This window comes from Kaistella rhinocerotis (genome assembly GCF_030243905.1).
GTDB lineage: Bacteria > Bacteroidota > Bacteroidia > Flavobacteriales > Weeksellaceae > Kaistella > Kaistella rhinocerotis.
In genome coordinates, this window is record NZ_JASSYY010000002.1 from 805,541 (window position 1) to 827,841 (window position 22,301).

Annotated in this window: 24 protein-coding genes; 6 read left to right on the top strand and 18 right to left on the bottom strand. The window is 44.7% G+C overall.

Annotated features, from left to right (window positions below; translation table 11 throughout):
• Positions 1 to 1,116, top strand: a complete 1,116-nt coding sequence (locus tag QEP06_RS08955; protein ID WP_285269948.1) for a glycosyltransferase family 1 protein — start codon at positions 1 to 3, stop codon at positions 1,114 to 1,116.
• Between the two features lie 102 nt (positions 1,117 to 1,218).
• Complete coding sequence (locus QEP06_RS08960; protein WP_285269949.1) at positions 1,219 to 2,115, top strand: glycosyltransferase family 2 protein; 897 nt, start codon at positions 1,219 to 1,221, stop codon at positions 2,113 to 2,115.
• 59 nt (positions 2,116 to 2,174) lie between these two features.
• Here the strand turns inward: QEP06_RS08960 and QEP06_RS08965 are convergent, their stop codons facing one another.
• Positions 2,175 to 2,450 carry a helix-turn-helix domain-containing protein gene (locus tag QEP06_RS08965; protein ID WP_285269950.1) on the bottom strand — a complete coding sequence of 92 codons (276 nt, stop codon included), beginning with the start codon at positions 2,448 to 2,450 and terminating at the stop codon, positions 2,175 to 2,177.
• A gap of 521 nt (positions 2,451 to 2,971) precedes the next feature.
• On the opposite strand from QEP06_RS08965, the gene QEP06_RS08970 reads away from it, so the two are divergent.
• The 3 genes from QEP06_RS08970 to QEP06_RS08980 all read left to right on the top strand — a co-directional run bounded on the left by QEP06_RS08970 (position 2,972) and on the right by QEP06_RS08980 (position 5,464).
• Positions 2,972 to 3,616: a DUF6266 family protein gene (locus QEP06_RS08970; RefSeq protein ID WP_285269951.1), complete on the top strand. Its 645-nt coding sequence runs from the start codon at positions 2,972 to 2,974 to the stop codon at positions 3,614 to 3,616.
• A gap of 106 nt (positions 3,617 to 3,722) precedes the next feature.
• Positions 3,723 to 3,866 carry a hypothetical protein gene (locus tag QEP06_RS08975; protein ID WP_285269952.1) on the top strand — a complete coding sequence of 48 codons (144 nt, stop codon included), beginning with the start codon at positions 3,723 to 3,725 and terminating at the stop codon, positions 3,864 to 3,866.
• A gap of 374 nt (positions 3,867 to 4,240) precedes the next feature.
• Positions 4,241 to 5,464, top strand: coding sequence for a glycosyltransferase family 4 protein (locus QEP06_RS08980; RefSeq protein ID WP_285269953.1), 1,224 nt, complete (start codon positions 4,241 to 4,243; stop codon positions 5,462 to 5,464).
• Positions 5,465 to 5,651: 187 nt separating this feature from the next.
• Here the strand turns inward: QEP06_RS08980 and QEP06_RS08985 are convergent, their stop codons facing one another.
• The 17 genes from QEP06_RS08985 to QEP06_RS09065 all read right to left on the bottom strand — a co-directional run bounded on the left by QEP06_RS08985 (position 5,652) and on the right by QEP06_RS09065 (position 21,133).
• Complete coding sequence (locus tag QEP06_RS08985) at positions 5,652 to 6,500, bottom strand: ABC transporter permease (RefSeq protein WP_285269954.1); 849 nt, start codon at positions 6,498 to 6,500, stop codon at positions 5,652 to 5,654.
• A 311-nt stretch (positions 6,501 to 6,811) separates the two neighbouring features.
• Positions 6,812 to 6,943 (bottom strand): hypothetical protein, encoded by a 132-nt coding sequence (locus tag QEP06_RS08990; RefSeq protein ID WP_285269955.1) that lies wholly within the window; start codon positions 6,941 to 6,943, stop codon positions 6,812 to 6,814.
• A 141-nt stretch (positions 6,944 to 7,084) separates the two neighbouring features.
• Entirely contained in the window at positions 7,085 to 7,381 is a 297-nt protein-coding gene (locus QEP06_RS08995; RefSeq protein WP_285269956.1) for a hypothetical protein, read from the bottom strand.
• Between the two features lie 149 nt (positions 7,382 to 7,530).
• On the bottom strand, positions 7,531 to 8,052 hold the full coding sequence (locus QEP06_RS09000; protein ID WP_285269957.1) for a DUF4252 domain-containing protein: 522 nt from the start codon (positions 8,050 to 8,052) through the stop codon (positions 7,531 to 7,533).
• Between the two features lie 93 nt (positions 8,053 to 8,145).
• Positions 8,146 to 9,408, bottom strand: coding sequence for a DUF4252 domain-containing protein (locus tag QEP06_RS09005; protein ID WP_285269958.1), 1,263 nt, complete (start codon positions 9,406 to 9,408; stop codon positions 8,146 to 8,148).
• A gap of 62 nt (positions 9,409 to 9,470) precedes the next feature.
• Positions 9,471 to 10,124 carry a hypothetical protein gene (locus QEP06_RS09010; protein ID WP_285269959.1) on the bottom strand — a complete coding sequence of 218 codons (654 nt, stop codon included), beginning with the start codon at positions 10,122 to 10,124 and terminating at the stop codon, positions 9,471 to 9,473.
• Positions 10,099 to 10,608, bottom strand: coding sequence for an RNA polymerase sigma factor (locus tag QEP06_RS09015; RefSeq protein WP_285269960.1), 510 nt, complete (start codon positions 10,606 to 10,608; stop codon positions 10,099 to 10,101). The genes QEP06_RS09010 and QEP06_RS09015 overlap by 26 nt, the downstream gene beginning before the upstream one ends.
• Positions 10,609 to 11,144: 536 nt before the next feature.
• Positions 11,145 to 12,362 (bottom strand): outer membrane beta-barrel protein, encoded by a 1,218-nt coding sequence (locus QEP06_RS09020; protein ID WP_285269961.1) that lies wholly within the window; start codon positions 12,360 to 12,362, stop codon positions 11,145 to 11,147.
• Positions 12,363 to 12,624: 262 nt separating this feature from the next.
• A complete protein-coding gene (locus QEP06_RS09025; protein WP_285269962.1) occupies positions 12,625 to 13,845 on the bottom strand; it encodes a porin family protein in 1,221 nt (406 codons plus the stop codon).
• A 54-nt stretch (positions 13,846 to 13,899) separates the two neighbouring features.
• The gene (locus QEP06_RS09030; protein ID WP_285269963.1) at positions 13,900 to 14,313 is read right to left on the bottom strand and encodes a PaaI family thioesterase; all 414 of its coding nucleotides are present in this window, start codon (positions 14,311 to 14,313) and stop codon (positions 13,900 to 13,902) included.
• Positions 14,314 to 14,482: 169 nt separating this feature from the next.
• Positions 14,483 to 15,640 (bottom strand): 3-hydroxyacyl-CoA dehydrogenase NAD-binding domain-containing protein, encoded by a 1,158-nt coding sequence (locus tag QEP06_RS09035; RefSeq protein ID WP_285270087.1) that lies wholly within the window; start codon positions 15,638 to 15,640, stop codon positions 14,483 to 14,485.
• A 100-nt stretch (positions 15,641 to 15,740) separates the two neighbouring features.
• Positions 15,741 to 16,538, bottom strand: a complete 798-nt coding sequence (locus QEP06_RS09040; protein WP_285269964.1) for an enoyl-CoA hydratase-related protein — start codon at positions 16,536 to 16,538, stop codon at positions 15,741 to 15,743.
• A gap of 307 nt (positions 16,539 to 16,845) precedes the next feature.
• Entirely contained in the window at positions 16,846 to 17,310 is a 465-nt protein-coding gene (paaD, locus tag QEP06_RS09045; RefSeq protein WP_285269965.1) for a 1,2-phenylacetyl-CoA epoxidase subunit PaaD, read from the bottom strand.
• A gap of 126 nt (positions 17,311 to 17,436) precedes the next feature.
• Positions 17,437 to 18,186, bottom strand: coding sequence for a 1,2-phenylacetyl-CoA epoxidase subunit PaaC (gene paaC / locus QEP06_RS09050; protein WP_251832190.1), 750 nt, complete (start codon positions 18,184 to 18,186; stop codon positions 17,437 to 17,439).
• A 211-nt stretch (positions 18,187 to 18,397) separates the two neighbouring features.
• Positions 18,398 to 18,679: a 1,2-phenylacetyl-CoA epoxidase subunit PaaB gene (gene paaB, locus QEP06_RS09055; protein WP_251832189.1), complete on the bottom strand. Its 282-nt coding sequence runs from the start codon at positions 18,677 to 18,679 to the stop codon at positions 18,398 to 18,400.
• 36 nt (positions 18,680 to 18,715) lie between these two features.
• Positions 18,716 to 19,942: an imidazolonepropionase gene (hutI, locus tag QEP06_RS09060; RefSeq protein ID WP_285269966.1), complete on the bottom strand. Its 1,227-nt coding sequence runs from the start codon at positions 19,940 to 19,942 to the stop codon at positions 18,716 to 18,718.
• Positions 19,943 to 19,987: 45 nt separating this feature from the next.
• Positions 19,988 to 21,133 (bottom strand): MFS transporter, encoded by a 1,146-nt coding sequence (locus QEP06_RS09065; protein WP_285269967.1) that lies wholly within the window; start codon positions 21,131 to 21,133, stop codon positions 19,988 to 19,990.
• Between the two features lie 144 nt (positions 21,134 to 21,277).
• Between QEP06_RS09065 and ruvB the strand changes: the two genes are divergently transcribed.
• Positions 21,278 to 22,300: a Holliday junction branch migration DNA helicase RuvB gene (ruvB, locus tag QEP06_RS09070; protein WP_285269968.1), complete on the top strand. Its 1,023-nt coding sequence runs from the start codon at positions 21,278 to 21,280 to the stop codon at positions 22,298 to 22,300.
• Position 22,301: the final 1 nt, after the last annotated feature.

The window sequence follows — 22,301 nt, forward strand, 5'->3', positions numbered from 1 at the left end:
ATGGCTCGCGTTCTTCAGGTCTTCACCATTCTCAACCGCGGCGGCGCGGAAACCAATATCATGAACTACTACCGGCACATGGACCGGTCTAAAGTCCATTTTGATTTCCTCGTGCACCGTGAAGAAGAAGCCGCTTATGAAGCGGAGATCCGTCAGCTCGGCGGGCAGGTCTTTCGCCTGCCGCCGATCAATCCGTTAAAACTCCACAGCTATAAAACAGCCGTAAAAAAGTTTTTTGATCAACATTCAGACTACGACATTATCCACGGACAGAATTCCGAACTCGGTGTTTATATTTATGAAGAGGCCAAAAGACGCGGCATCCCCGTCATCATTGCCCATGCCCATAATGCACCCGCCCTGCGCGATTACGACCTTAAATTTATTTTCCGCGAATACTGGAAACGACGCATGCGCTTAAGTATCACCCATGCATTTACCTGTGGGAAGGAATCAGCGCAGTGGCTGTTTGGAAGAAAACTCGCTTCACGTGCTTTTTTAATGCCCAATGCCGTAGATACTGCACAGTTCAAATACCAGCCTTCCCTTGCCGAGCGCGTGCTGAAGGATCTTGGGAAGTGGAACCAGCTGAAACTTATCCATGTAGGGAGGTTCAACAAACAGAAAAACCACCGGTTTCTGCTTGAAATTGTAGCGGCGTTGCGAATTATTCAGCCGGATTTCCACCTTTATCTTGTTGGGGAGGGTGAACTGCTGCCTGATATCACGGCGCAGATCAAAACGCTTGGACTCGAAAACCAGGTGACGCTTTTGGGAAGCCGAAACGATATCCCGAGTCTGATCCAGGCCATGGATGTGTTTTTGTTCCCATCGTTATATGAAGGTTTACCCGTTTCACTTGTTGAAGCCCAGGCATCCGGTATCCAGTGTGTGATCTCCGACGGTATTCCGGCCGAAGCGATTCTGGTACCGGAAAATGTCACCGTAGTTTCCCTTAAAAACAGCGCCTCCAGTTGGGCTGAAAAAATTGTTCAACTCGATTTGTCAAACCGCAATGATGTCTCCGAAATCATTAAAGCGAAAGGCTATGACATTAAAGAAAACGTCGTCCAACTTCAAAATAAATACCTTGAGCTGCTTGAAAAGAATACGTAGATCGCTGTAATTCTGGGTAAAGTAATTCCAAAACCATCAACCTTAACCTTAACCTTAACCTTAACCTGAACCTCACCCTCACCCTCAACCTCAACCTCAACCTTGCCAACGCTAACCATCTTTACCCCCACCTACAACCGCGCCCACCTGCTGCCGCGACTCTATGAAAGCCTGAAAAACCAGACTTCAAATGATTTTATGTGGCTGATTATCGATGACGGATCAATAGATAATACAGAAGAAGTGGTAGCGGGTTTTAAGGCTGAAAATCGGGTGGAGATAGAATACATCCGCCAGGAAAACCAGGGCATGCACGGCGCGCACAATACCGCCTACGCGAATATAACGACCGAACTCAACACCTGCATTGATTCTGATGACCTCATGCCTCATAATGCGGTGCAGCTTATCCTCGAAAAATGGTCCGCTGTCACGGACAAACATCTTTATGCCGGACTGGTAGGACTCGATGCAGATCTGCATGGCAATCTGCTGGGTACCGCCTTTACAACCCACACCACGACCCTTGAAAATTTCTATCTGCGCGGGGGACGGGGCGACAAAAAACTCGTCTACCGTACCGAAGTGATGCAGCAGTACCCGCCTTATCCGCTTTTCGAAGGTGAGAAATACGTAGGTCTGGGATATAAGTACCTGCTGGCCGATCAGGATTATGAACTGATTACGCTCAATGAAGTGCTTGTATGGGTTGATTACCAGCAGGGTGGTTCTTCGAACAATATGTTCCGGCAATATTATAACAATCCGAAAGGATTTGCATTCATCAGAAAGCAGGGTATGGTACTCTCCAAATCCCGTAAACGCCGTTACATTGAAGCCGTTCATTACGTCGCAAGCAGCATTCTATCCTTTAACGCCCGTTTCATCAGCGAATCCCCGAAAAAAGTGCTGACACTTCTCGCAATTCTGCCCGGCATTTTACTCTGGATAGTGATCAAATTCAAAAACAGAAATAAAAGCAGCTCAAAAGAACTCTAGTTCATTAACTTCATCCACCATCCATCACCCAACACTCATCTTCCCACATCCAACACCCCTCACTCCTCCATACTCCTCAGCACCAGATCAATATACAATAGTATTTTAAGATAAAAGATCCTACCGTCAAGTTTGATATACCGCAGATACTTTTTCTTGCGGTAGCGTCGCATCGTGCGTTCGGTGACGCCGAGTAATTTGCAGACTTCGGTTTCGGGCAGAAGGTGCGTTCTGTCCAGCTGAATTTCGGCATGAAGCATTTGATGCTGGCATTCTTCAAGTGTGGTAAGCCAGTCCTGTAATTGTACTTCGCTGAAGAAGGAGAGTTTTCCCATGGTTGTGATTTTTTAGTTTTTATGGATGAGTTTTTTGTCTGGGTACCGCATGGCCGGACACAGTAAAAGTTTAAAGTAAAATGGTTAATAAAACTGTTGGAGTACGCCGGGTAATGTACTGAACCTTAGTTTGGTACCCACCGTATTGGATGAGTAAATCTAAAAGTTTTATTTGGATCACTGAAATGAATTCTGCCTTTTCCTTGCCCGTGATTTAACGGTTTTTTTATGTTAAATAGGTGATCCAGGTCATAAACTATATTTAAAATATTTATGAACCATCGAAAAATCGAATTGAGCTTATCTTATTTAATAACATTGATATAACAGAGATATGCCGAACATACCACAGACATATACCGGCGCTATAGCCGCGATATAGAGTAGCTAAATGAAATCTTAACAATTGCGGTCATTCAGTAGCTAAAAAGGAAAATTTCGGATGATTTCGGACACTGATCAGAATTTGGGATTACACCACGCTACCTTTGAATAACAAATAACCAAAAAATTTCATTATTATGGGCAAATTAAGCGACTCCCTGTTATCGGGGTCTAACGGCAGAACAGGCCGTTTAGTGGTGGCAAATGTCGCCGGAACTGAAATTTTACGCGTACGGCCGCGCAAACGCACCGCACCGCCAACCGCGAAGCAGGAATTGGTACAGACGAGAATGAAACGGAGCTACGACTTCGTCTCCTCGTATAAAACCTATGCACAAAGCTGGTTTGGTAATCCGATCGGCATGAAATCACGTTTTATACAGGCAATGACCAATGTGCTGAACGCGATGAAGATTAATTTTACGACGCTCACAATCACTTTTGCCTACGCGGAAGTCGAATTTTCACAGGGTCCGCTGCTGCCGGCAGTTCCGGTCGGACTTACAGCGGCAGCGGCCAACACCTTCACCGTGGACTGGTTCGACAATTCGGAAGGAAATCCTGCGCGCGAAGCCGATCAGCTGCAACTGCTTTATTACGCAGAAGATGAAAGAAAATCCGTGTTCCTGAGCAATGCCGCCACCCGGCTGGATGGCACTTATACGGCCTCACTCGCACCCAATCTGTCGGGTAAGACCGTGCATGTCTGGATGGCTTTCAGAGGTGACGAACCTCTTAAGGTATCAAACTCCGCCTATGTCGGCAGCATCGCAATAACCTGATCAATCCCTGCAAAAGAACTTCTGCCCAACCGCAGAAGTTTTTTGTTATCTATTCCATTTAGAAGTGCAGCTGTTCATTTGCTTTTCTACATAATAAAACCCACTGTTGAAAGTCCTTCCTACATTCAAAGAAATAAAGGATCCCTCCTTCGTCGGGATGACAACCGCTGCCGGATCGGCACACTTTGTCATTGGCTACGGCGAACCTACGGTTTCAAAACGGAACTTTGTCATTCAGAACACAGACTGAAGGTCTGCGAACGAAGTTCAGGAGCGGAGTGAAGAAACCCAGCGAAGCGGTTCGACGGAGTCAATCTCATATAACCTGCAGATCGGTCAGTAGAGATCCCTCCTGCGTCGGGAAGACAGCCGCACTAACGAACCCATCACCCGTTATCCAACACTCATCACCCAACCTCAACCACAAACCTCAACCACCAACCTCAACCACCAACCTCCAACATCCAACCCAACCTCCAAAATCCAAAATCCAAAATCCATAATCCAAAATCCTACATCCATCACCCATCACCCAACATCCAACATCCATCACCCATTATTTTAAACAGTTAATTAAACAAACTAAATTTCCTAATTTTGCCAAGTGCTGCGCGCACTCCAAACATGACGAAAATCTTCCGCATTGCCACAATTCCGTTGTCCCTTAATATCCTGCTTAACGGGCAGCTCCGGTTTTTGGCGACTTTCAGTGATATTACCGCCGTTTCAGGCGCCGGCTTCGATTTGGACAAAGTCGCGGAGCGCGAGGGTGTAAAAATACATGAGATCAGTATTGAACGGAAAATTTCAATCTTCAGGGACCTTGTTTCGCTGATCCGGCTTTACCGCTACTTCAGAAAAGAAAAGCCGGACATTATCCATTCTATTACCCCGAAAGCAGGACTGCTCTCCATGATTGCCGGAAAGTGGGCCGGCGTCCCTGTACGGATCCATACGTTTACCGGTCTCATATTTCCTTACCGGCGCGGACCGATGCGCTACTTACTGCTTTCTATGGACCGGGTCCTCTGCTGGCACGCTACCCATATCTACCCGGAAGGGCAGGGCGTAAAAGATCAGCTGCAGAATTTCCGCGTTACCGCCAAACCGCTTAAAGTACTGGCGAACGGTAACGTTAACGGCATCGATACCCTCCATTTTTCACCCGACTCGGTGACCGCGGAAGCCAAACAGACGCTCCGCGATTCCCTTCAGATCAAACCCGGGGATTTCGTCTTTCTGTTTGTGGGCCGGCTGGTGCGCGACAAAGGAATTCGGGAACTTGTGAAAGCGTTTTGCGCGCTCGAAAAGCTGCTGATTGCTGATCCGGCGCTCACGGGAGAAGGATCTGAACCGGACGATGCCCTGTCCGCTCAAGCCGAACCGCGCCTGCCCATTATTCCTAAGTTAATCCTTGTCGGACCGCTGGAACAGCATCTGAATCCGCTGCGTAAAGAAACGATGGCGCTGATCGAAAAGAATCCGAATATCATTACCACCGGTTTTCAGGATGATGTACGGCCCTATATGGCCATCAGCGATGCTTTTGTGTTCCCAAGTTACCGTGAAGGTTTCCCCAACGTCGTCTTACAGGCAGGCGCGATGGAAATGCCGGCGATCGTAACCGATATCAACGGCTGCAACGAAATCGTCCAGAACCGTGCAAATGGCCTCGTGATACCGGTTAAAGATGAAAACTCACTGCTTGCTGCGATGAATGAGATCGTGCGGGACCCCAATCTGCGGGCTACCCTCACGAAAAACCTGCGCGCCGAAATCGAGGAGAAGTACAGCCAGCAAAAGGTGTGGGAAGCGCTGAGGGAAGAGTATGAGCGGCTGGCGCCATGAACAGCAAGTTATGGGTGATAGGTGCGTTTGCTTTGCCAACGAGGTCTTTTCTCCGCCGCGGCGGATCAGGAGGACCACTGTTCACCACTCCAAATAATCTCACTCCACGTTTTTAAATCACCACATCTCCACATTTTCAGATCCCCACATTCTCAAATTTTCAAATTAACACATTCTCAAATTAGCCCTATACCGTATCCATAAAACTCTTCTCCACCTTATTGAAGATCACTGTACCCACCACCAGGATGACCAGAATGAACACGGCACTCCACAGCAGGTTGAACAGGTCAAAACTGCCGGAGCCCAGAAAAGCGTAGCGGAAACATTCGAAAATAGGGGAAAGCGGATTGAAATAGAGCAGGAAACGGTATTTCTCAGGTAACGCCGAAACCGGATAGACGACCGGTGTGATGTACATGAACAGCTGCACCCCAAATGACAGCAGGAAACTCAGGTCTTTGTATTTGGTCGTCAGCGACGAGAAGATCATGCCCACGCCCAGCGCAAACATCGCCATCAGCAGGATTAGAAATGGCGTGATCAGTACCCAGGCGTTCGGCGCTATAGTCTCTGTAAAGAATACGTAATAGAGCAGGATCAGAATGAAAATGCCAAACTGCACGGCAAATTTCATCAAAGACGAAGCGACGATGGAAAGCGGCATGATCAGTCGGGGAAAATAGACTTTGCCAAACATTCCGGCATTGGCGGTGAAGACCGTGGAGGTCTTGGTAAGGCTCTCGGAAAAGTAGTTCCACACCGTGATACCCGACAGGTAGAATAAAATCTGTGGCGTGCCGTCGGTGGACAGTTTCGCGATGTTGCCGAACAGTACCACGTATATCGCGGTGGTGAGCAGTGGCTGCACCACGAACCAGAGCGGGCCCAGGATGGTCTGTTTGTAAAAGGTAATGAAATCGCGCTTGACGAGCATCAGCAGCAAATCGCGGTACTGCCAAACCTCACGCAGGTTCAGGTCGAAAACCGACTGTTTGGAAGAGATCTGATACGTGGATTGCTTGTCTTGATTCATAGGGTGCAGGCTCTGATTTTGCGCCGCAATTTACCGATTTTCAAAATAACATTTTGGGGTGAGGCTGTGCGAGTTTCCCGGTGGGTTTTATGGATTTAGGTTGCGATCGCTGGAATTTGCGAAGTCTGCAGAATATTTCGGTTTCGCTTTTTTTGTATTTGAATGCTTTAGGTATTCCCGCTGATACCGCAGATTACGCTGAATAGTATTGAGCACAGATTCCACGGATCTCCCGGATTTGATGCTTTCTGGCGCACAAGACAGTTCCCCAGGATTATGGTCGAGCGTTTCGGCATAAAAAAAGGCGGTTTTTAATCGCCTTTTTTGTGTTTGTGTGGTTTTAATGTAGGGTCGTTTTTAGGCGCTTCCTTATTGTCGCGCTGACGTCTGTCCGGTTTGCCGGTCGATTCGGCAATCCTTTTAGGTCCTGGCTTAATTCCCATGGCTTGATATATTTAAATTAAACAAAATTGCGTGGAAGCTAAATTTGAATTTTGAAAATGTAAAAATGAGGTAATTTGAAAAATTTGAAAATTTGAAAATTTGAAAATTCAAATACTCAAAAACTCAATCTCTCCAACTCCTCAACACATCCTCAGGTCATCAAAGACTTTCCGGGGCGAGATGGTATCAGAGATAGTAATCAGTTTCACATCTTCCGGCAGCACATTGTCTTTGAGGTTCTGCAGGAAAACATTAGATTTCGCACCGAATAACCGCAGGTCCACGATCACCGCCTTCAGGTCCGCACTTGAACATATATTGAAGGCGCTTTCGGTTTCACTGGGTTTTACGATTTCGTATTTTTTCTGTTTCAGGAAATTTGAGATCCCGGAAAGTGAGTATATTTTATTATCGAGGATGAGTACTTTGCTTTTCATAACCGTCATTTTCAGGTGCTTATGCAAACAGGGTGCCTTTTCTGAAAACGCTGGTCAAACTTTTTAAGTCGGCCTGTAGGAGAGATCCAACTGAAAGCCGCCGCGGCGAGCGGAAATGGACGCAATTTGGTGAAACGGTACTTAAACGTTTAGTTTGAAACCAGTTTTTTGACGTCCTTTTTCTGGGAATAATTAATGATTTCCGAAATGTCATCCGCGGTGAATCTGCCCGATACATCTACGAAAACCAGTTCGTTACGTGATTTCACCGTGATCAGTAACTTGCGGATGGTGTCACCGTTCTGTTTCGCGCGGAAATCGATGGTTTCGGTCTCCTTCTTTACGCTCATCCATTCGGTGAAATTGTTCCGGGTAAGGTATTTCGTGAGGTCACCAAGCATTTGGGGATTTCCGTTTTCCACGGTCATCACTTTTATATCCGATATTTTTTTCACGAGGGCGCTCAGTGCTTCACTGTCGGGTTCTTCGCGCAGGGCTTTTTTTACCATGGGTTTGGCAAGAAACATCGGCACGTTCACGCTGGTGAATTTCGCGTCGCTGTAATCATGGTAGGGATTGTCGAAAAAGCCCATTTTCGGGGAACTGGAGACGATGCACGACTGCAGGATGAGAAGCGTAAAGCCCAGGAATAGGAGAGATCGTTTTTTCATGATGTAGGAGTTAATGGGTTAGGCAGAAGGCAGGAGGCAGGGAGCTGGGAGCTGGGAGCTGGAGGCGGGAGGCAGGAAGCAGGGAGCCATCGGCTACATGGCGCGGATGCTGCCGCCGCTTGAAGTTTTGATATCCGAAACTGCTTTTGGTGCACCCTTATAGCGGACCGATGCACCTGAACCCGCCTCGCCACGCAGTGAACCGGTAGTGTGCACTTTCAGGCTGGAGCCGGATGAAGCCGTCACTGCCGCTGAAGAAGTAATCAGGTCCTGCGCGTTGCAGCTCGCCGCGCTTGTCAGGTCAAAATTGGCCGTGTTGGCTTTGCCTGTAACGGTCGCGCTGGATCCGCTGGTGCCGCTGAAGGTGAAATTTTCAGTGTCGATGCCCAATCTTGCGCTGGCACCCGAGGTAAGTTTCAGCACACCCGATTTCCGGGCACTCACATCGGCATTCAGGCTCGCTCCCGAGGATACGTCGGCTACAAAACTGTCTTCCCGCACGGTGTTGACGGTCATGACAGTGGCGCCGGAGCTTACCCCCACGCTGCTGAGCCTGGGCGCTTCCACGGTGACGAGCAACTTTTTAAAATTAAGTTTGCGGTTATTCCGGTTGTCGATACCGATGTGCAGGATGCCGTTTTTCACTTCGGTCACCACGTACTGCTGCAGGTCAGCGTCGGCATCAACCGTTACACTTTGGTTATTACCCTGCGTGAAATTCACTTTCACGCCACTTGAGGCACTGATCCCAGTGAATTTTCCGACGTTGCGAACCTGTGAAGCTGAAGCTGAAGCTGATTTTTCAGGCGCTGCACTCGATTTGGAACCTGCATTTTGGGCTTCCGACACCATTTTATTCACGTCATCCATTGAAATCTTTCCATCGAGCATCATCAGTACGGTGTTGTCGCCTGAACTGATGTTTAAAAGCAGGTCGTCGAGGATTCCGTTGCTCGCATCGGTGGACAGGAACTTGATTTTGTTGTCTTTGCTGTTCACTGTGATCAGTTCCTCGTATTTCATGTTTTTGATCGAAGCAGCGATATCCGACTGTAAATTCTTAAAGCTCAGCGGCGTCATTTTCGTTTCAGAACCGGGTGTCGCAGCAGCCTCAGGTTTTTCTACGATCAGAATTTTAATGCCGTTGATCTTGCTTAAGATCGGTTTGATCTGATCGAGTTCCGAATCATTGATGTTGAGTTTATTCAGCATGCTGAACATCGGTTTGGCGATCTTTATCGAAGTTACGCCTTCTGTTTCCTGGTATTTTTCGAATAACTGGTCGAGTTTTTCTTTCTGCGCATTTACATTTAAAAAAGAAAAGAAAAGGGCGAATATAAAGAGTAGCTTTTTCATGATATTTTAATTTTTTAAGGCTTGATTCTGTTATTAAATGAACTGAGCCGGTGATTGTAAGGTTAATAGTCGCTATAGTCGCCCAGCACATCGGTCTGTGCGACGGTTTTCGAAACATTCTCGGACAGGATGCGGAAGGAATATTTGGCCACATCGATGGCTTCCTGCTCATCCTCGATCCGCTGCCCGTTGATGATCACATAACTGCTGTTGTAATCCGGCGCTGTTTCGGTATTTTTCTCTGCAGATTTTTCAGGCGCGCTGTTCTGTACATAGACAGGGCGCGTGTTCCGTTTGATCCAGCCTCTTTTGGGCAGTATTTTATCCATTATTTCGGCATCTGTGGTAACCGGACTTTCGGTTTTAAGGCTGTCGGTTTTAATGGAATCATTCTGCTGAAGGGCGGCGTACCCGATTTCAGGGTTTAGGGTTTCTTTCTGTTTAATGATTTCAGATCTCACCAGCTGATCCTGCTCACCGATCCCGGTTTCATTTGAAAATTTAAGGAAAAAACCAAGCGAAGCAAGCAGTACAACACTTGCCGCGAGCCAGTAAAACTTCGGAAAAGACGCACTTTTCTTTTCGGAGATCTTAATGACCGGTGTTTCCTCTTTTTCAGCTTGGGCCAGGAAGTCTTCGAAATCCCAGTTCATCTTCTCTTCCCTGAGCTCCTGAAAGATTTCGCTGTATTTATCCTGAGATTTGTCGGTTTTCATAATTCATCAATTGGGTGATCTGTTCCTTAATTTTCTGTCTGGCACGCATCAGGTTGACCCTTACTGCGTTTTCTTCCATGTCCAGCGTTTCCGCTATCTCTGAAATGTCGTATTCTTCTACATCTCTGAGGTGAATGACGGCTTTCTGCTTTTCGGGCAACTGCCTGATGAAACCGAGAATATGCTCTTTCATATTATTGGTTTCCATCTGATAAAGCTCGCTTCTGTGAAGCTGAAAATCTGCAAAACCCATTTTCACGTCGTGATGCTTTAACCTGTTCAGGCACTCATTCTTTACCGAGCGCATTGCATAAGATCTGATGTTTCCGAAGGTGACCAGCTCTTCTTTTTTCTGCCAGAACTTCATCATGAGGTCCTGCACCACATCCTCAGCCTCGTCACTGCTCAGCACAAATCTTTTCGCAAAACGGTACATCTCATCCTTGAGACAGAATACCGTTTCCTTAAAGATTGCATGAGTCATAGCTTAGTTTATAGGTAAGACAGTGAAGTTCGCGCTTTTGTTACATCTTTTTAAAAAAAATATTTTTAATTTTTTTTTAGGGAAGTTGAAAGCGCGGGTTTGCGCGGGGGTTTAGTTCTTTTGCCTTGATGCAAAAGAACCAAAAGATCAAGACTTGGATCTTTTTGCTAAAATTATCAATGAGTTTCTAAAATTTCCTAAACTCGGGCGGAGACAATTGGTTTTCTTCGATTGAAATGGCTTGCCGCCACTCAGACAAAGGAAATTTTTTAACGAAACTCATTGATAATTTTATAACGCAAAAATCTCCTAAGTCATTTTTCAACACCCTTAAATTCGCAAATCCTGCATGTCCTCTGTGAGTCCAGTGTTTCTCTGTGGTCAAATTGCAACCGATGTTTAGCCTCGCTTAGTGGTCTCTGTGCATCCACTTTTTCGCCGTGATTAAAGCTTTTATGGCGGCATTCAAAAAAGTATTCGGGCAGCCAAATATTTAGCCACCCGAATACTTAAATATTTAAACACTCAATAACTCTCTAGAAGAGATTGTAACTCAAGATTATTGACATGGATTTATATTCTGATGTAAACGAAATGTAATCTGCGGTAATTCCTCTATTTGTGAAAATCCTGAATTCAGCCGCAAACTTATTTAAGTAATTGTATCCTAACCCAAAAGCTAATGCAGGATCTGATGCAACATCTAAATTGTTATTTAATAAAGAAGTTGGATTGCGGTAGATCTCTATTTTTGAGTTCATAGGAACATCTGCTACGTATTGACCATTAATAAAAAATTTTGAATTGTCGCTTAGATGTATATAATAGCGTATACCAAATGGTATCTCGATGGATCTATAATCTACGGAAGTTTCAAGGTTGGCAGGAACACTGTAATTTAAATCCTGATTAACTGTATTTCTAAAATATCGATAATTTGGTTCTGCGATAACGGCCCACTTATTATTATTGAAAGGTAAAAAGTATTCGAACTCTATTCCCAACCCGAAATTTGTTTGGCTACCAAAATCTGTATGAATTGGTCCATCGGCCCGGGTGAGGTTAGATGAAGAAAAATTAACTCTGGGACGGATATTCACGTTAAATCTGTCAGATCTTTTTTGTTCGGGTTGCTGATAATCAGGGTCCAGACATCTATTCTGAGCTACAAATAAATCAACAAGTTCTTTCTCCCCATATCTAATATTCTTGAATTTTCGTTCGTTTACACTGGCACATATAAAATTTTCCTCCAACTGCATTTGGAAGTCGTTGTTATATGCAACCTTATTATGATCAATTAGGAAGGCCTTGTAAATCAGTTGCGTGATTTCGCCACTATTTAATTGGAAAAAATACCTTGTAAGATTTCCCTCGCGATATTTATAAAGACGAGCATTTCCGTCAACCATCTCTTTTAAAAACAGGGTTTCCTCTACAAATTTGGGTGCCCGCTGGGTGCTTAGACTGCTTAAAACAGAGCTTGAGCGGTCTAATTTTACATCCGCGCGTACAAACTTGGCTCCATTATATACTTTAAATTCTTTTACGTCTTTTATATCACCGGTTTTTACTTCTTCCGACTCTGAATTTTTGTACTGGAAAGATGTGGGATTTAAATCCCAGTCAACATTTTTAATCAACACTTCTGCTTTTTCACCGGCATCGTTGATGTAATAACCGTTTTCGAATTTGATTTGTGCTGCAGACCATCCACAAACGAACAGCAGTGCAAAGAGTAATTTTGTATTCATTAAAAAGATTTAGAAAGTGAAGTTTAAAAGATCCGTGACTTTTTTATCAATTTTATACACCGTTCCCTGGAAAGAAGCCATTAAAAACTTTGTGCTGATTGGTGATCGAAATGTAATAAACGCCGGTTTTACGGCGATACATAGCTATTGCCGCCACTCGAACATTGGGAATTTTTTTAAACGCGCATTGATTAAACTTTTTTAACGCAAATATCATTTTGAAGTCTCTAATTCAGATGGTACAGTGCTATAAGAATGCTTGTCAAAAAAGGTTATAGCTCAGGATGAACGAAGTGTTTTTAAAATTACTCGTGTAACCTCTGTTTTCTGGGAAAAACGACCTGTCTGTGAAAACCCTGAACTCCGCGCCAAATTTATTGTTGAAACTGTAGCCTAAACCGAATCCTGCCGCGGCTTCTACACCCGACTCAAAATCGGTCTCCAGAAATACCGAATTCTCACGTTTAATTGACGAATCAGCGCCCACCGGGATATCAAAAACATACAGTGCATTGACAAATAGCTTAGATTTGGGAGACAGATGCAGATAATACCGAATGCCGAATGGCAACTCGATGGTTTTGTAATCTACTGTGGAGTCTATCGGAGTGAAAATGTAACTATCGTTTCTGAACTGCGTTAAACTGCTTTTGTAATAGCGGTAATTGGGTTCCGCAACAATGGCCCATCTACTCTTTCCAAATGGAAGAATGTATTCAAGCTCGAGACCCAGACCAAAAGTCGTCTGGCTGCCAAAATCTGTGTCAACGTTATAACCAGCGTTTTGTGCTGTGAATGAACTGAAATTAACTCTTGGCCGGATATTCACATTGAACTGTTTGGTTTTGGTTTTTTCAGCCTCTACAAAGTCCGGGTCCAGGCAGCGGTTTTGTGCTACAAATAAGATGATCAGCGCTTTTTCCTCATGCCGGATATTGGTAAAACTACTCTGCGTGTCGGTTTTGCACGTAAAACTTTCTCTGAGCTGTTTCTGGAAATCCATATTGTACGCAACCTGGTCATTGGAAACCAAATACGGTTTGTAAATCAGCGCGATAATTTCGCCGTCGTTCATCTGGTAAAAATAACGGTTGATGCCGCCGTCGCTGTATTTGAAGAGACGCGCCTTTCCGTCTACCAGTTCTTTCAGGAAAACCGTTTCATTTTTAAAATCAGGTTCAGCTTTGTATGTCAAATCGCTTAACCGTTGGCTCGCACGGTCGATTTGTACGTTGGCGCGTACATATTTATCACCATTGTAGGCTTTGAATTCCTGCACGTCCTTGATGGTGGCGGTTTTCACTTCATTAGCTTCGGATAGTTTGTATTGGAATGAAACCGGATTGGCAATCCAATCAAGATCCCGTATCAGGACTTCTGTTTTTTCACCAGCATTGTTGATGTAATATCCGTTTTCGAATTTGATCTGTGAAGATAGAAATGCTGAAAACATCAGCATGCAGAGAAGTAAAGTTTGTTTCATGAAAGAATTTATAATGTCAAAATGTTAAAAAACGCTAAAACTAAACATTTCAAGTTATAAGTTCGTCACTTTCTTATCAATTTTATAGACCGTGCCGCGAAAACTAGCTACCAGAATATCATTTTGGTTACGGATTGAAATATCATAAACCCCGGTTTTTCGGGTATCGGAAATTAAAATAGATTCTGCAGTTAATGTATCACCCATTTTCACCGCTTTCGTAAAATTCATCGCGCAGTGCAAAGCTACTGAAGCGTCATTCGTGTTATTGCTGGAAAATGCGAGTGCTGAATCTGCCAGTGAAAACGTTATGCCCCCGTGAACAGTTCTTAAACCGTTGATCATTTCCTGTTTTACCGGCATTTCGATACGGCAGTATTTTTCGCGGACTTCGATGAGTCTGATGCCCATCCACTGTGAAAAGTGATCCTGAGCGAGCATGTATTGGGCGAGTTCGTGTGGCGACATATGTTAATTTGAGGATTTGAGAATGAGTTGGTTTGAGAATTTGAGAATTTGAAGATTTGAGGATTTGAAGATTTGAAGATTTTAGGATTTGCCGCCGCGCCGTTCTAAAAAGGTGTCTATACTGAGCGACGCCTATTTTTAATTTTCAAATTTTCAAATTTCCTCATTTTCAAATTAATTTTCTAAGCAGCGGGCTTTGCCGGTAGCGTTCTTCCTGATATTCGCTGTAAAGATCCTGTAAAGTAGTGGAGACGGTTTCAAAGCCGATTTCCTTTCCCCACGCCAATAATCCTTTCGGATAGTTTACACCTTTCTGCATCGCCATTTCGAGGTCTTCGTCACTCGCAATGCCGAGTCTTTTGGCTTCCACCGCTTCGTTGATGAGCATCGAGATAATTCTTAAAAATATTTCTTCGTAAAGCTTATCATCTTTGAGATCTTGAATCCTGGCTCCTGGCTCTTGGCTCTCGGTTCTCGGCTCTTGGCTCCTGGCGCTTGGCTCCCGGCTCTGCGCAGAATAATCATAAAACCCTTTTCCGGTCTTCCTTCCGAGCAGTTTCGCCTCGCTCATCCGTTGCTGCAGCAGGCTTGGTTTGTATTTAGGGTCGTAAAAATAATCCTGATAAACAGTTTTGGTGACCGAAAAATTAACGTCGATTCCAATAAGGTCCATCAGCTCAAAAGGACCCATTTTGAAATTGCCCAAAGAGCGCATCGCGTCATCAACCTGTTCCGGCGTGGCGATATTTTCTTCAACAATCCTTAAAGCTTCGCCATAAAAAGGCCTTGCAATACGGTTTACGATGAATCCGGGAACATCTTTGGCTATCACCGGTGTTTTGCTCCAACTTTCCATTAAAGCATAGATCTCCTGAGCTAAATTGTCTTTGGTCAAAAGTCCCGGAATCACTTCCACCAAAGGCATTAGCGGTGCCGGATTGAAAAAATGGATACCGATAAAACGCCCGGGATTTTTGAGTTCGGCCTGAAGTGACGTGATTGAAATCGAAGAAGTGTTACTTGAAATAATACAATCCTCTGATACAATTTCTTCTAATTGCTGAAAGACTTTTGTTTTAATTTCCTTATTCTCGATGATGGCTTCAATGACCAGATTGCAGTCTTTAAAATCTGAAAGTTCCGTGCTCGGATTTATATTTCCGAAGATTTCCTGACTTTTCTGCGCTGAAATTTTGTCTTTCGCAACCAGTTTATCCAGCGTTGTCTGTAGATTTACCAAAGATTTTTCGGTTTGTGCACTGTTTGCATCGTAAAGAAAAACTTCGCAACCGGAAGTTGCCGCAACCTGTGCAATGCCGATTCCCATGGTGCCGGAGCCGATGATTCCTACCTTGGAGATTTGAGATTTGAGATTTGAGATTTGAGATTCCACCCGCTTCTTGGTTCTTGGTTCTTGCATCTTTTGTCTATTTCCCCTGATAATTCGGTTTTCTTTTCGCTAAAAACGCCGTCACGCCTTCCATGAAATCTTCAGATTCGGCCGCTTCCTGCTGCAGGATTCCTTCAACGTCAAGCTGCTGCTTCAGCGTATTGTCATACGACTCATTAAAAGCTTTTTTTGTTAATGAAATGGCTTTTGTTGGCAGGTTTGAAAGCGTAGTGAGTACCTCCATCGATTCAGCTGCAAAATTTTCGTCTTTAAAAACATCTGCAATAAAGCCCATGCTTTTAGCTTCTGAAGCCGGAATTTTCTTTCCTGTAAAAGCCAGATAATTCGCCTGCTGACGCGACATGATTTTCGGCAACCAATAGGTTCCGCCTGTGTCCGGAATGAGTCCAATATTTACAAACGCCTGTGAAAAATAAGACGATTCTGTCGCCAGTGTGATGTCGCAGATCAGGGCCAGCATGGCGCCGGCGCCCACCGCAGGACCGTTCACCAACGAAACCACAGGCTTTCGGCAGGCTGCGATTTCCTTTACCAGCGGATTGTAATAATCGATCACCATCCGCTGTATAATTCTTTCGTCTTTGGTGTCGCCCAGTGAAAGCGCTTCTTTAAGGTTTTGTCCGGAACAGAAGGCTTTACCGCGACCCGAAATGGCGATGCAGCGCACCTCAGGGTTTCGGCTACTCTCTTTCACGAATGTGCGCAACTCTGAAAGCAGGGTTTTGTTGAGGCTGTTAAAGGTTTCGGGCTGATTGAGGTAGGCGATCTGAAGTCGGCCGTCAAGATGCAGTTCAATGTCGATTTGGGTATACATGGGTTCTAATTTGAAAATTTGAAAATGGGTTAATTTGAAAATGAGCTAATTTGAAAATTTGAAAATTTGTTGATTTGATGATTTAGACAGGTGTTTTTAACAAAGATAAAGATTCAAGTCTGATTTGAACTTAGAAAATAGCGTCGCGAATCATTTCCAAATGAACACCTATTCAAATTCCCAAAGCTCATGTCATCTCGGGCGCAGGGAAGTACTCTCACTTTTTCAAATTCTCACATTCTCATATTTCCAAATTCTCAAATTCTCAAATTCTCAAATTCTCAAATTTTCAAATTCTCAAATTTCCCTAATGACATTTAAAGTAATCGAAAGGCTCGAGGCAGTCGTTGCACTGGTAGCTGGCTTTGCAGAGTGTAGAGCCGAAACGGCTGATCTGTTTAGTGTTTTCTGAGCCGCAGCGCGGACATTTTTTTGCAATATTCAAATGATCAGCGTGATTTCCTTTTTCGGGGGGCGTAATTCCATAAACGCGCAGTTTTTCGCGTGCTTCATCGGTAATCCAGTCGGTGGTCCAAACCGGAGCGATTTTAGTGATGACCTTAGCGGAAATTCCGTTTGCTTTAAAAAGTTTGGTGATGTCTTCCTCAATATTAAACATCGCCGGACAGGCAGAATACGTAGGCGTAATCACGATTTCAGCCTCGTTTTCAGCAACCATTTTCGCCTCGCGAACGATGCCCAGCTCAACGATATTGATCACCGGGATTTCGGGATCAGGAATTTGCGATAAAAGGCCGAGTAAGTCCTGCATTGGTTAATTTGAAAATTTGAAAATTTGGAAATGTGGTAATTTGAAAATTTGGAAATTTGAAAATGTGGCTATTGGCCGGGTTTTGAAAGTTTTTAGGAGGTTCAGTTTTCAAATTAGCACATTGGTTTACCACACGCAATTAGGATATGTCCGCTGCATATACTGCAGTTCACACAAAATGTAGCCGAAATATTCGGTGTGGTAACCTGTTCTCGAGCCTTTCTGCATAAACTGGCTCTCTGGAGTTTCAATGCCAAAGTTTCCGAAATCTTCTCTGATGACCTGATGCCAGATATCTTTTAGAAAACCGGCAGCAGGAACTACATCAAGCGCTGCCAATTCGCTTTCGCCCGGAGTTTCGGCAAACATTCCGCCCGTATACTCCCAAAGGTTATCCACCGCGTTTTTCACCCGTGACTTGCTTTCTTCGGTTCCGCCGGCGAACATTTTAATCCACGTGGAAGTGTGTGTATAATGATAGTTTACTTCTTTTAAAGATTTTTCCGCGATCGCGGCAAGCTGTTCATCGCTACTCTTCATCAGTTCTGTGTACAGAATCTTCTGGTAAACAGCGAAGAAATAGACTTTGAGAAGCGTGTTGGCATAATCTCCGTTCGGAAGTTCGGCCAGCTGACAGTTCAGATATTCTTTTTCAAGCCTAAGGAAAGCGAGATCGTCTTCGGTTTTCCCTTGATCCTGAATCTGCGCTGCGTATTTGTAGAGATTATTGCTTTGCCCCAGATAATCAAGCGCGATATTGGTAAGCGCGATGTCTTCTTCCAGATACGGACCCTGGCCGGTAAGTTCGCCCAGTCTTTGCCCGAAAATCAGGGTGTCATCGGCAAGTTTTAAGATATAATTAAATAGTGGATTCATTTTTTTTATTTTAAGAGCCAAGAGCCAAGAGCCAAGAGCCAAGAGTCGAGAGCCGAGAGGCAAGAGTCAAGAACCAAGAACCAAGAACCAAGAGTCAAGAGCCAAGATTCAAGAGTCAAGAGCCGAGAGTCAAGAGCCAGGATTCAAGAATTAAGAACGTGGGAGAGGACCTGTTTCTTGACTCTTGGATCCTGGTTCTACCAGTCTTTTCCTACATGTTTTTCACATCGTTCGGGATCTGGTAAAAAGTAGGGTGGCGGTATAGTTTATCATCGGCCGGATCGAAGAATGCTTCTTTATCCACGCCTTCAGAAGTCACCAGATATTTGCTCGGAACCACCCAAATTGATGTGCCTTCCATTCTTCTCGTGTAGACGTCGCGTGCAGCCTGAAGCGCCATTTCGGCGGTCGGTGCCTGCACTGTTCCCGCGTGTTTGTGGGATAATCCGGGTTTTGTCTGGATGAAAACTTCCCACATATCTAAGTTGCTCATTAAGATTAAAATTTATGGTTTTAAAGATAAATATTTTTAGTGAATCTTTTCGCCGCCGATGTAGACGTGCGACGCTCTGAGGCTTCCCTGCTGATACAACACGTTCTGGAAATTGTCGGTTTTAAAAGTGACAAAATCGGCTTTCTTTCCTTTTTCGAGTCTTCCCCGGTCTTCTAGATTCAATGCGAAGGCCGACCGGAACGTAATTCCAGCCAAAACTTCAGCGGTTGAAAGTTTTTCAAATGTGGCTAAGATTGAAGCTTGTGTGATTAAATTTCCCATCGGTGCCGAACCCGGATTCCAGTCAGTGGCAATGGCCAGAATTCCATCGGCATCGAGAATTTTTCTCGCCGGTGTGAACTTTTCGCCCAGGCCCAAACTCGCACCGGGAAGCGCGACTGCGACCGTGTCAGATTTTGCGAGATATTCTATATCTTCATCAACCGTAGCTTCTAAATGATCGGCAGATTTCGCACCGACTTCCACGGCAATGCGCGAACTTCCGGAGGTGAACTGATCTGCATGAACCGTCAATTGAAAGCCCATTTCTTTGGCTTTCAACAGGAAGTTATTGCTTTCTTCGGGCAAAAAAGCTGATTTTTCGATGAAAATATCCGCTCTTTCAGCGAGATTTTCAGCTTTAACTTTAGGTAAAATCTCTTCGAGAATATAATTGAGATATTCTTCAGAAGTGCCTTCAAAATCGCGCGGTTTCAGATGCGCGGAAAGACAGGTCGGAACCAAAGTGGCTTTTGTCATGGTCTGCGCTTTTTTGATGACGCGCAGTATTTTAAGCTCATTTTCCACATCCAAACCATAACCGGATTTTATTTCAATCGTCGTGATTCCCTGAGAAATAAGTGTATTGATTCTTTCTAAAGTAGTTTTCAAAAGCTCTTGTTCGGACGCATTTCGTGTGTGCTGCACAGAACTCCAGATGCCACCGCCGCTTTCGGCGATTTCAAGATAGGTTTTGCCGGCGTTCCGCATCGCGAAATCATTCGCACGGTTTCCGCCGAAAACGATGTGCGTGTGACAATCGGTAAATGCAGGTAGACAAACCTGTTCACCTTCAATTTTGTCAATGTCAGCCTCAGGAAATTCTGTTTTTAAATCATTAAAATCCTGAACTTTTTGAATAATTCCGTTTTCGAGAAGAATTCCCCCGTTTTTAATGATCTCCAGCTGCTCATCGGAAAGTTTTCCTCTTAACGGTAGATTAGCTAAAGTGATTATCTGTTTGAACGGACCGATTAATTTCATGTAAATTTTTAATTTAAATTCTTACGACCAGCTTTGAATGCTAATTTAAACGCTTTTTTTCAAATGGCTGAAAACCATTTTCGAAAGTGGAATGAACATAAAACCCGCGATTATAAACGTGATAAATGCTTTCTGTAAACCGAAAGCGTGCGCCAGATAACCAATCAGCGGCGGACCCAGAAACATACCAACGGTAGAGTAGGTGCTGATAATCGACATCACGATGGCTATAGAATATTTTTTCGATTTCCCGGCCAAAATGAAGGTCATCGGATACAGGCCTGAAATCCCGAAACCGATCATGCAGAAACCGAGGAGGACCGGATAAAGCGTCGGGAAAACTACGGCGATCAGCACGCCCAGCATCACCATCAGCGAGCCTGTGATGTAGAGTTTCTGCATCCCGAAACGTTCCATCAGTTTATCGATCGTCAGCCTCGAAGCCGTCATGCAGATCATCAGAAGCAAATAACCATAGGTGAAAACTTCCTGTTTGACCACTTCTTTGAGATAAACGCCGTTCCAGTCGTACATGCCGCCCTCACAGATGGCCGCAAAAAAGACCATGAAACCTAATAACGTAATGTATTTTGAAGGTTTTCCGAGTTTGAATTTCGCACCCACTTTTGCCCTGTCATTTTTAATCAGAAACGGAAACATGCTCAGTATAATTAAGCAGCCAAATATCGCTATGAAGAGGAAATGCCAGAAAATGGAGATGTTATATTTAAGCATTACCGTTGAGAAAAGCACGCCCAAAATACCGCCGATGCTCCAAACTCCATGGAATGAACCCACGATTTTCTTCTCAAATTTTTCCTGAATCGCAAGCGACTGCGTGTTGATGGCAATATTAATAATCCTCAGAGCAACAGAAAAAAGCACGAGTGCGATGGCAATGCCGAAGATCGAGAGATTCCAGCTCAATGAAAAAAGTGAAATCAGGAAGGCTACACTCGCTATCTGCAACGGAGTTCGGCTGTCAAATTTCGCGACAAGCCAGCCCGAAAGCGGAATGCCGATGATGGCGCTTGCGGGCATGATCATCAGCAGGTTTCCCAAGTCTTCTTCGGACAAATTGTAGTTGGTTTTTAGTGTCGGAATCCTTGAAGCCCATGAAGAAAAGCAGATTCCCGATAACAAAAAGTACGCTGACAAAGCGATTCTTTGTTTTTGAGGTGTTGAAAGCATATCTGCGCAAATTTACGAATTTAGAAACCGCAATGCCGAAGCCGGCATGAACAATTTCGTGCGTTCAAATATTGCTGCTTTAGTTTCGGTATCTGCCTTAAATTTTCCTTTCCAAAATTTCTATCTTTGACTAAATTTAAATAAATGCCCGATTTTTTACGTCCAGACAAGGATAATTTCACGGATGACGAGCTGATGCAGGAGGAGAAGATCCGGCCGCAGAGTTTTCAGGATTTTGCGGGTCAGCGCAAGACTTTGGATAATCTTGAAGTTTTCGTGGCGGCGGCAAAAAACCGCGGTGGCGCGCTGGATCATGTGTTGCTGCACGGTCCGCCGGGATTGGGAAAGACCACTTTAGCCAATATCATCGCGAATGAGCTGGGTGTGGGCTGCAAGATAACGTCGGGTCCGGTTCTCGACAAGCCGGGAAGCCTAGCTGGTTTGCTCACCAATCTGGAAGAAAACGACGTGCTTTTTATCGATGAGATTCACCGGCTTTCGCCTATTGTGGAAGAATATCTCTATTCGGCGATGGAAGATTACAAGATCGACATTATGCTGGAGACCGGCCCGAATGCGCGTTCTGTTCAGATTGGTTTGAATCCTTTTACTTTAGTTGGCGCCACCACGCGTTCGGGGATGCTCACCAAACCGATGCTCGCGAGATTCGGGATACAATCCAGATTAGAATATTATACAGTCGAACTTCTCGGCATCATCATCGAGCGAAGTGCCCGTGTTTTGGGAGTGAAAATCTACGAAGATGCCGCCCTCGAGATTGCGCGCCGAAGCCGCGGTACACCGAGAATTGCTAATGCCTTACTGCGAAGAGTGCGGGATTTTGCTGAAATAAAAGGCAACGGAGAAATAGAGATCGGCATCACCAAATTTGCATTGAATTCTTTGAATGTCGATGAATTCGGCCTTGATGACATGGATAATAAGATCATGCGCGTGATGATCGAAAACTTCCGCGGAAAACCTGTCGGAATTTCGGCTTTGGCCACATCGATCGGTGAAAATCCTGAAACGCTGGAAGAGGTATACGAACCATTCCTGATCCAGGAAGGCTTTATCATCCGAACGCCGCGCGGCCGTGAGGTCACCGAAAAAGCCTATAAACATTTAAATATTTCAATTCCGAAAAGGCCCGACACGCTCTTTTAAA

Bases quoted from the DNA above. Each gene is read 5' to 3' on its own strand.
- QEP06_RS09010 (WP_285269959.1), bottom strand. From the start codon at position 10,124: ATGAAAACCGACAAATCTCAGGATAAATACAGCGAAATCTTTCAGGAG.
- paaB (WP_251832189.1), bottom strand. From the start codon at position 18,679: ATGAGCAACTTAGATATGTGGGAAGTTTTCATCCAGACAAAACCCGGA.
- QEP06_RS09000 (WP_285269957.1), bottom strand. From the start codon at position 8,052: ATGAAAAAACGATCTCTCCTATTCCTGGGCTTTACGCTTCTCATCCTG.
- QEP06_RS09015 (WP_285269960.1), bottom strand. From the start codon at position 10,608: ATGACTCATGCAATCTTTAAGGAAACGGTATTCTGTCTCAAGGATGAG.
- ruvB (WP_285269968.1), top strand. From the start codon at position 21,278: ATGCCCGATTTTTTACGTCCAGACAAGGATAATTTCACGGATGACGAG.
- QEP06_RS08965 (WP_285269950.1), bottom strand. From the start codon at position 2,450: ATGGGAAAACTCTCCTTCTTCAGCGAAGTACAATTACAGGACTGGCTT.
- QEP06_RS08970 (WP_285269951.1), top strand. From the start codon at position 2,972: ATGGGCAAATTAAGCGACTCCCTGTTATCGGGGTCTAACGGCAGAACA.
- QEP06_RS08980 (WP_285269953.1), top strand. From the start codon at position 4,241: ATGACGAAAATCTTCCGCATTGCCACAATTCCGTTGTCCCTTAATATC.
- QEP06_RS09025 (WP_285269962.1), bottom strand. From the start codon at position 13,845: ATGAAACAAACTTTACTTCTCTGCATGCTGATGTTTTCAGCATTTCTA.
- QEP06_RS08995 (WP_285269956.1), bottom strand. From the start codon at position 7,381: ATGAAAAGCAAAGTACTCATCCTCGATAATAAAATATACTCACTTTCC.
- paaC (WP_251832190.1), bottom strand. From the start codon at position 18,186: ATGAATCCACTATTTAATTATATCTTAAAACTTGCCGATGACACCCTG.
- QEP06_RS08990 (WP_285269955.1), bottom strand. From the start codon at position 6,943: ATGGGAATTAAGCCAGGACCTAAAAGGATTGCCGAATCGACCGGCAAA.
- QEP06_RS08985 (WP_285269954.1), bottom strand. From the start codon at position 6,500: ATGAATCAAGACAAGCAATCCACGTATCAGATCTCTTCCAAACAGTCG.
- QEP06_RS09020 (WP_285269961.1), bottom strand. From the start codon at position 12,362: ATGAATACAAAATTACTCTTTGCACTGCTGTTCGTTTGTGGATGGTCT.
- QEP06_RS09005 (WP_285269958.1), bottom strand. From the start codon at position 9,408: ATGAAAAAGCTACTCTTTATATTCGCCCTTTTCTTTTCTTTTTTAAAT.
- paaD (WP_285269965.1), bottom strand. From the start codon at position 17,310: ATGCAGGACTTACTCGGCCTTTTATCGCAAATTCCTGATCCCGAAATC.
- QEP06_RS08955 (WP_285269948.1), top strand. From the start codon at position 1: ATGGCTCGCGTTCTTCAGGTCTTCACCATTCTCAACCGCGGCGGCGCG.
- hutI (WP_285269966.1), bottom strand. From the start codon at position 19,942: ATGAAATTAATCGGTCCGTTCAAACAGATAATCACTTTAGCTAATCTA.
- QEP06_RS09040 (WP_285269964.1), bottom strand. From the start codon at position 16,538: ATGTATACCCAAATCGACATTGAACTGCATCTTGACGGCCGACTTCAG.
- QEP06_RS09030 (WP_285269963.1), bottom strand. From the start codon at position 14,313: ATGTCGCCACACGAACTCGCCCAATACATGCTCGCTCAGGATCACTTT.
- QEP06_RS09065 (WP_285269967.1), bottom strand. From the start codon at position 21,133: ATGCTTTCAACACCTCAAAAACAAAGAATCGCTTTGTCAGCGTACTTT.
- QEP06_RS09035 (WP_285270087.1), bottom strand. From the start codon at position 15,640: ATGGGAATCGGCATTGCACAGGTTGCGGCAACTTCCGGTTGCGAAGTT.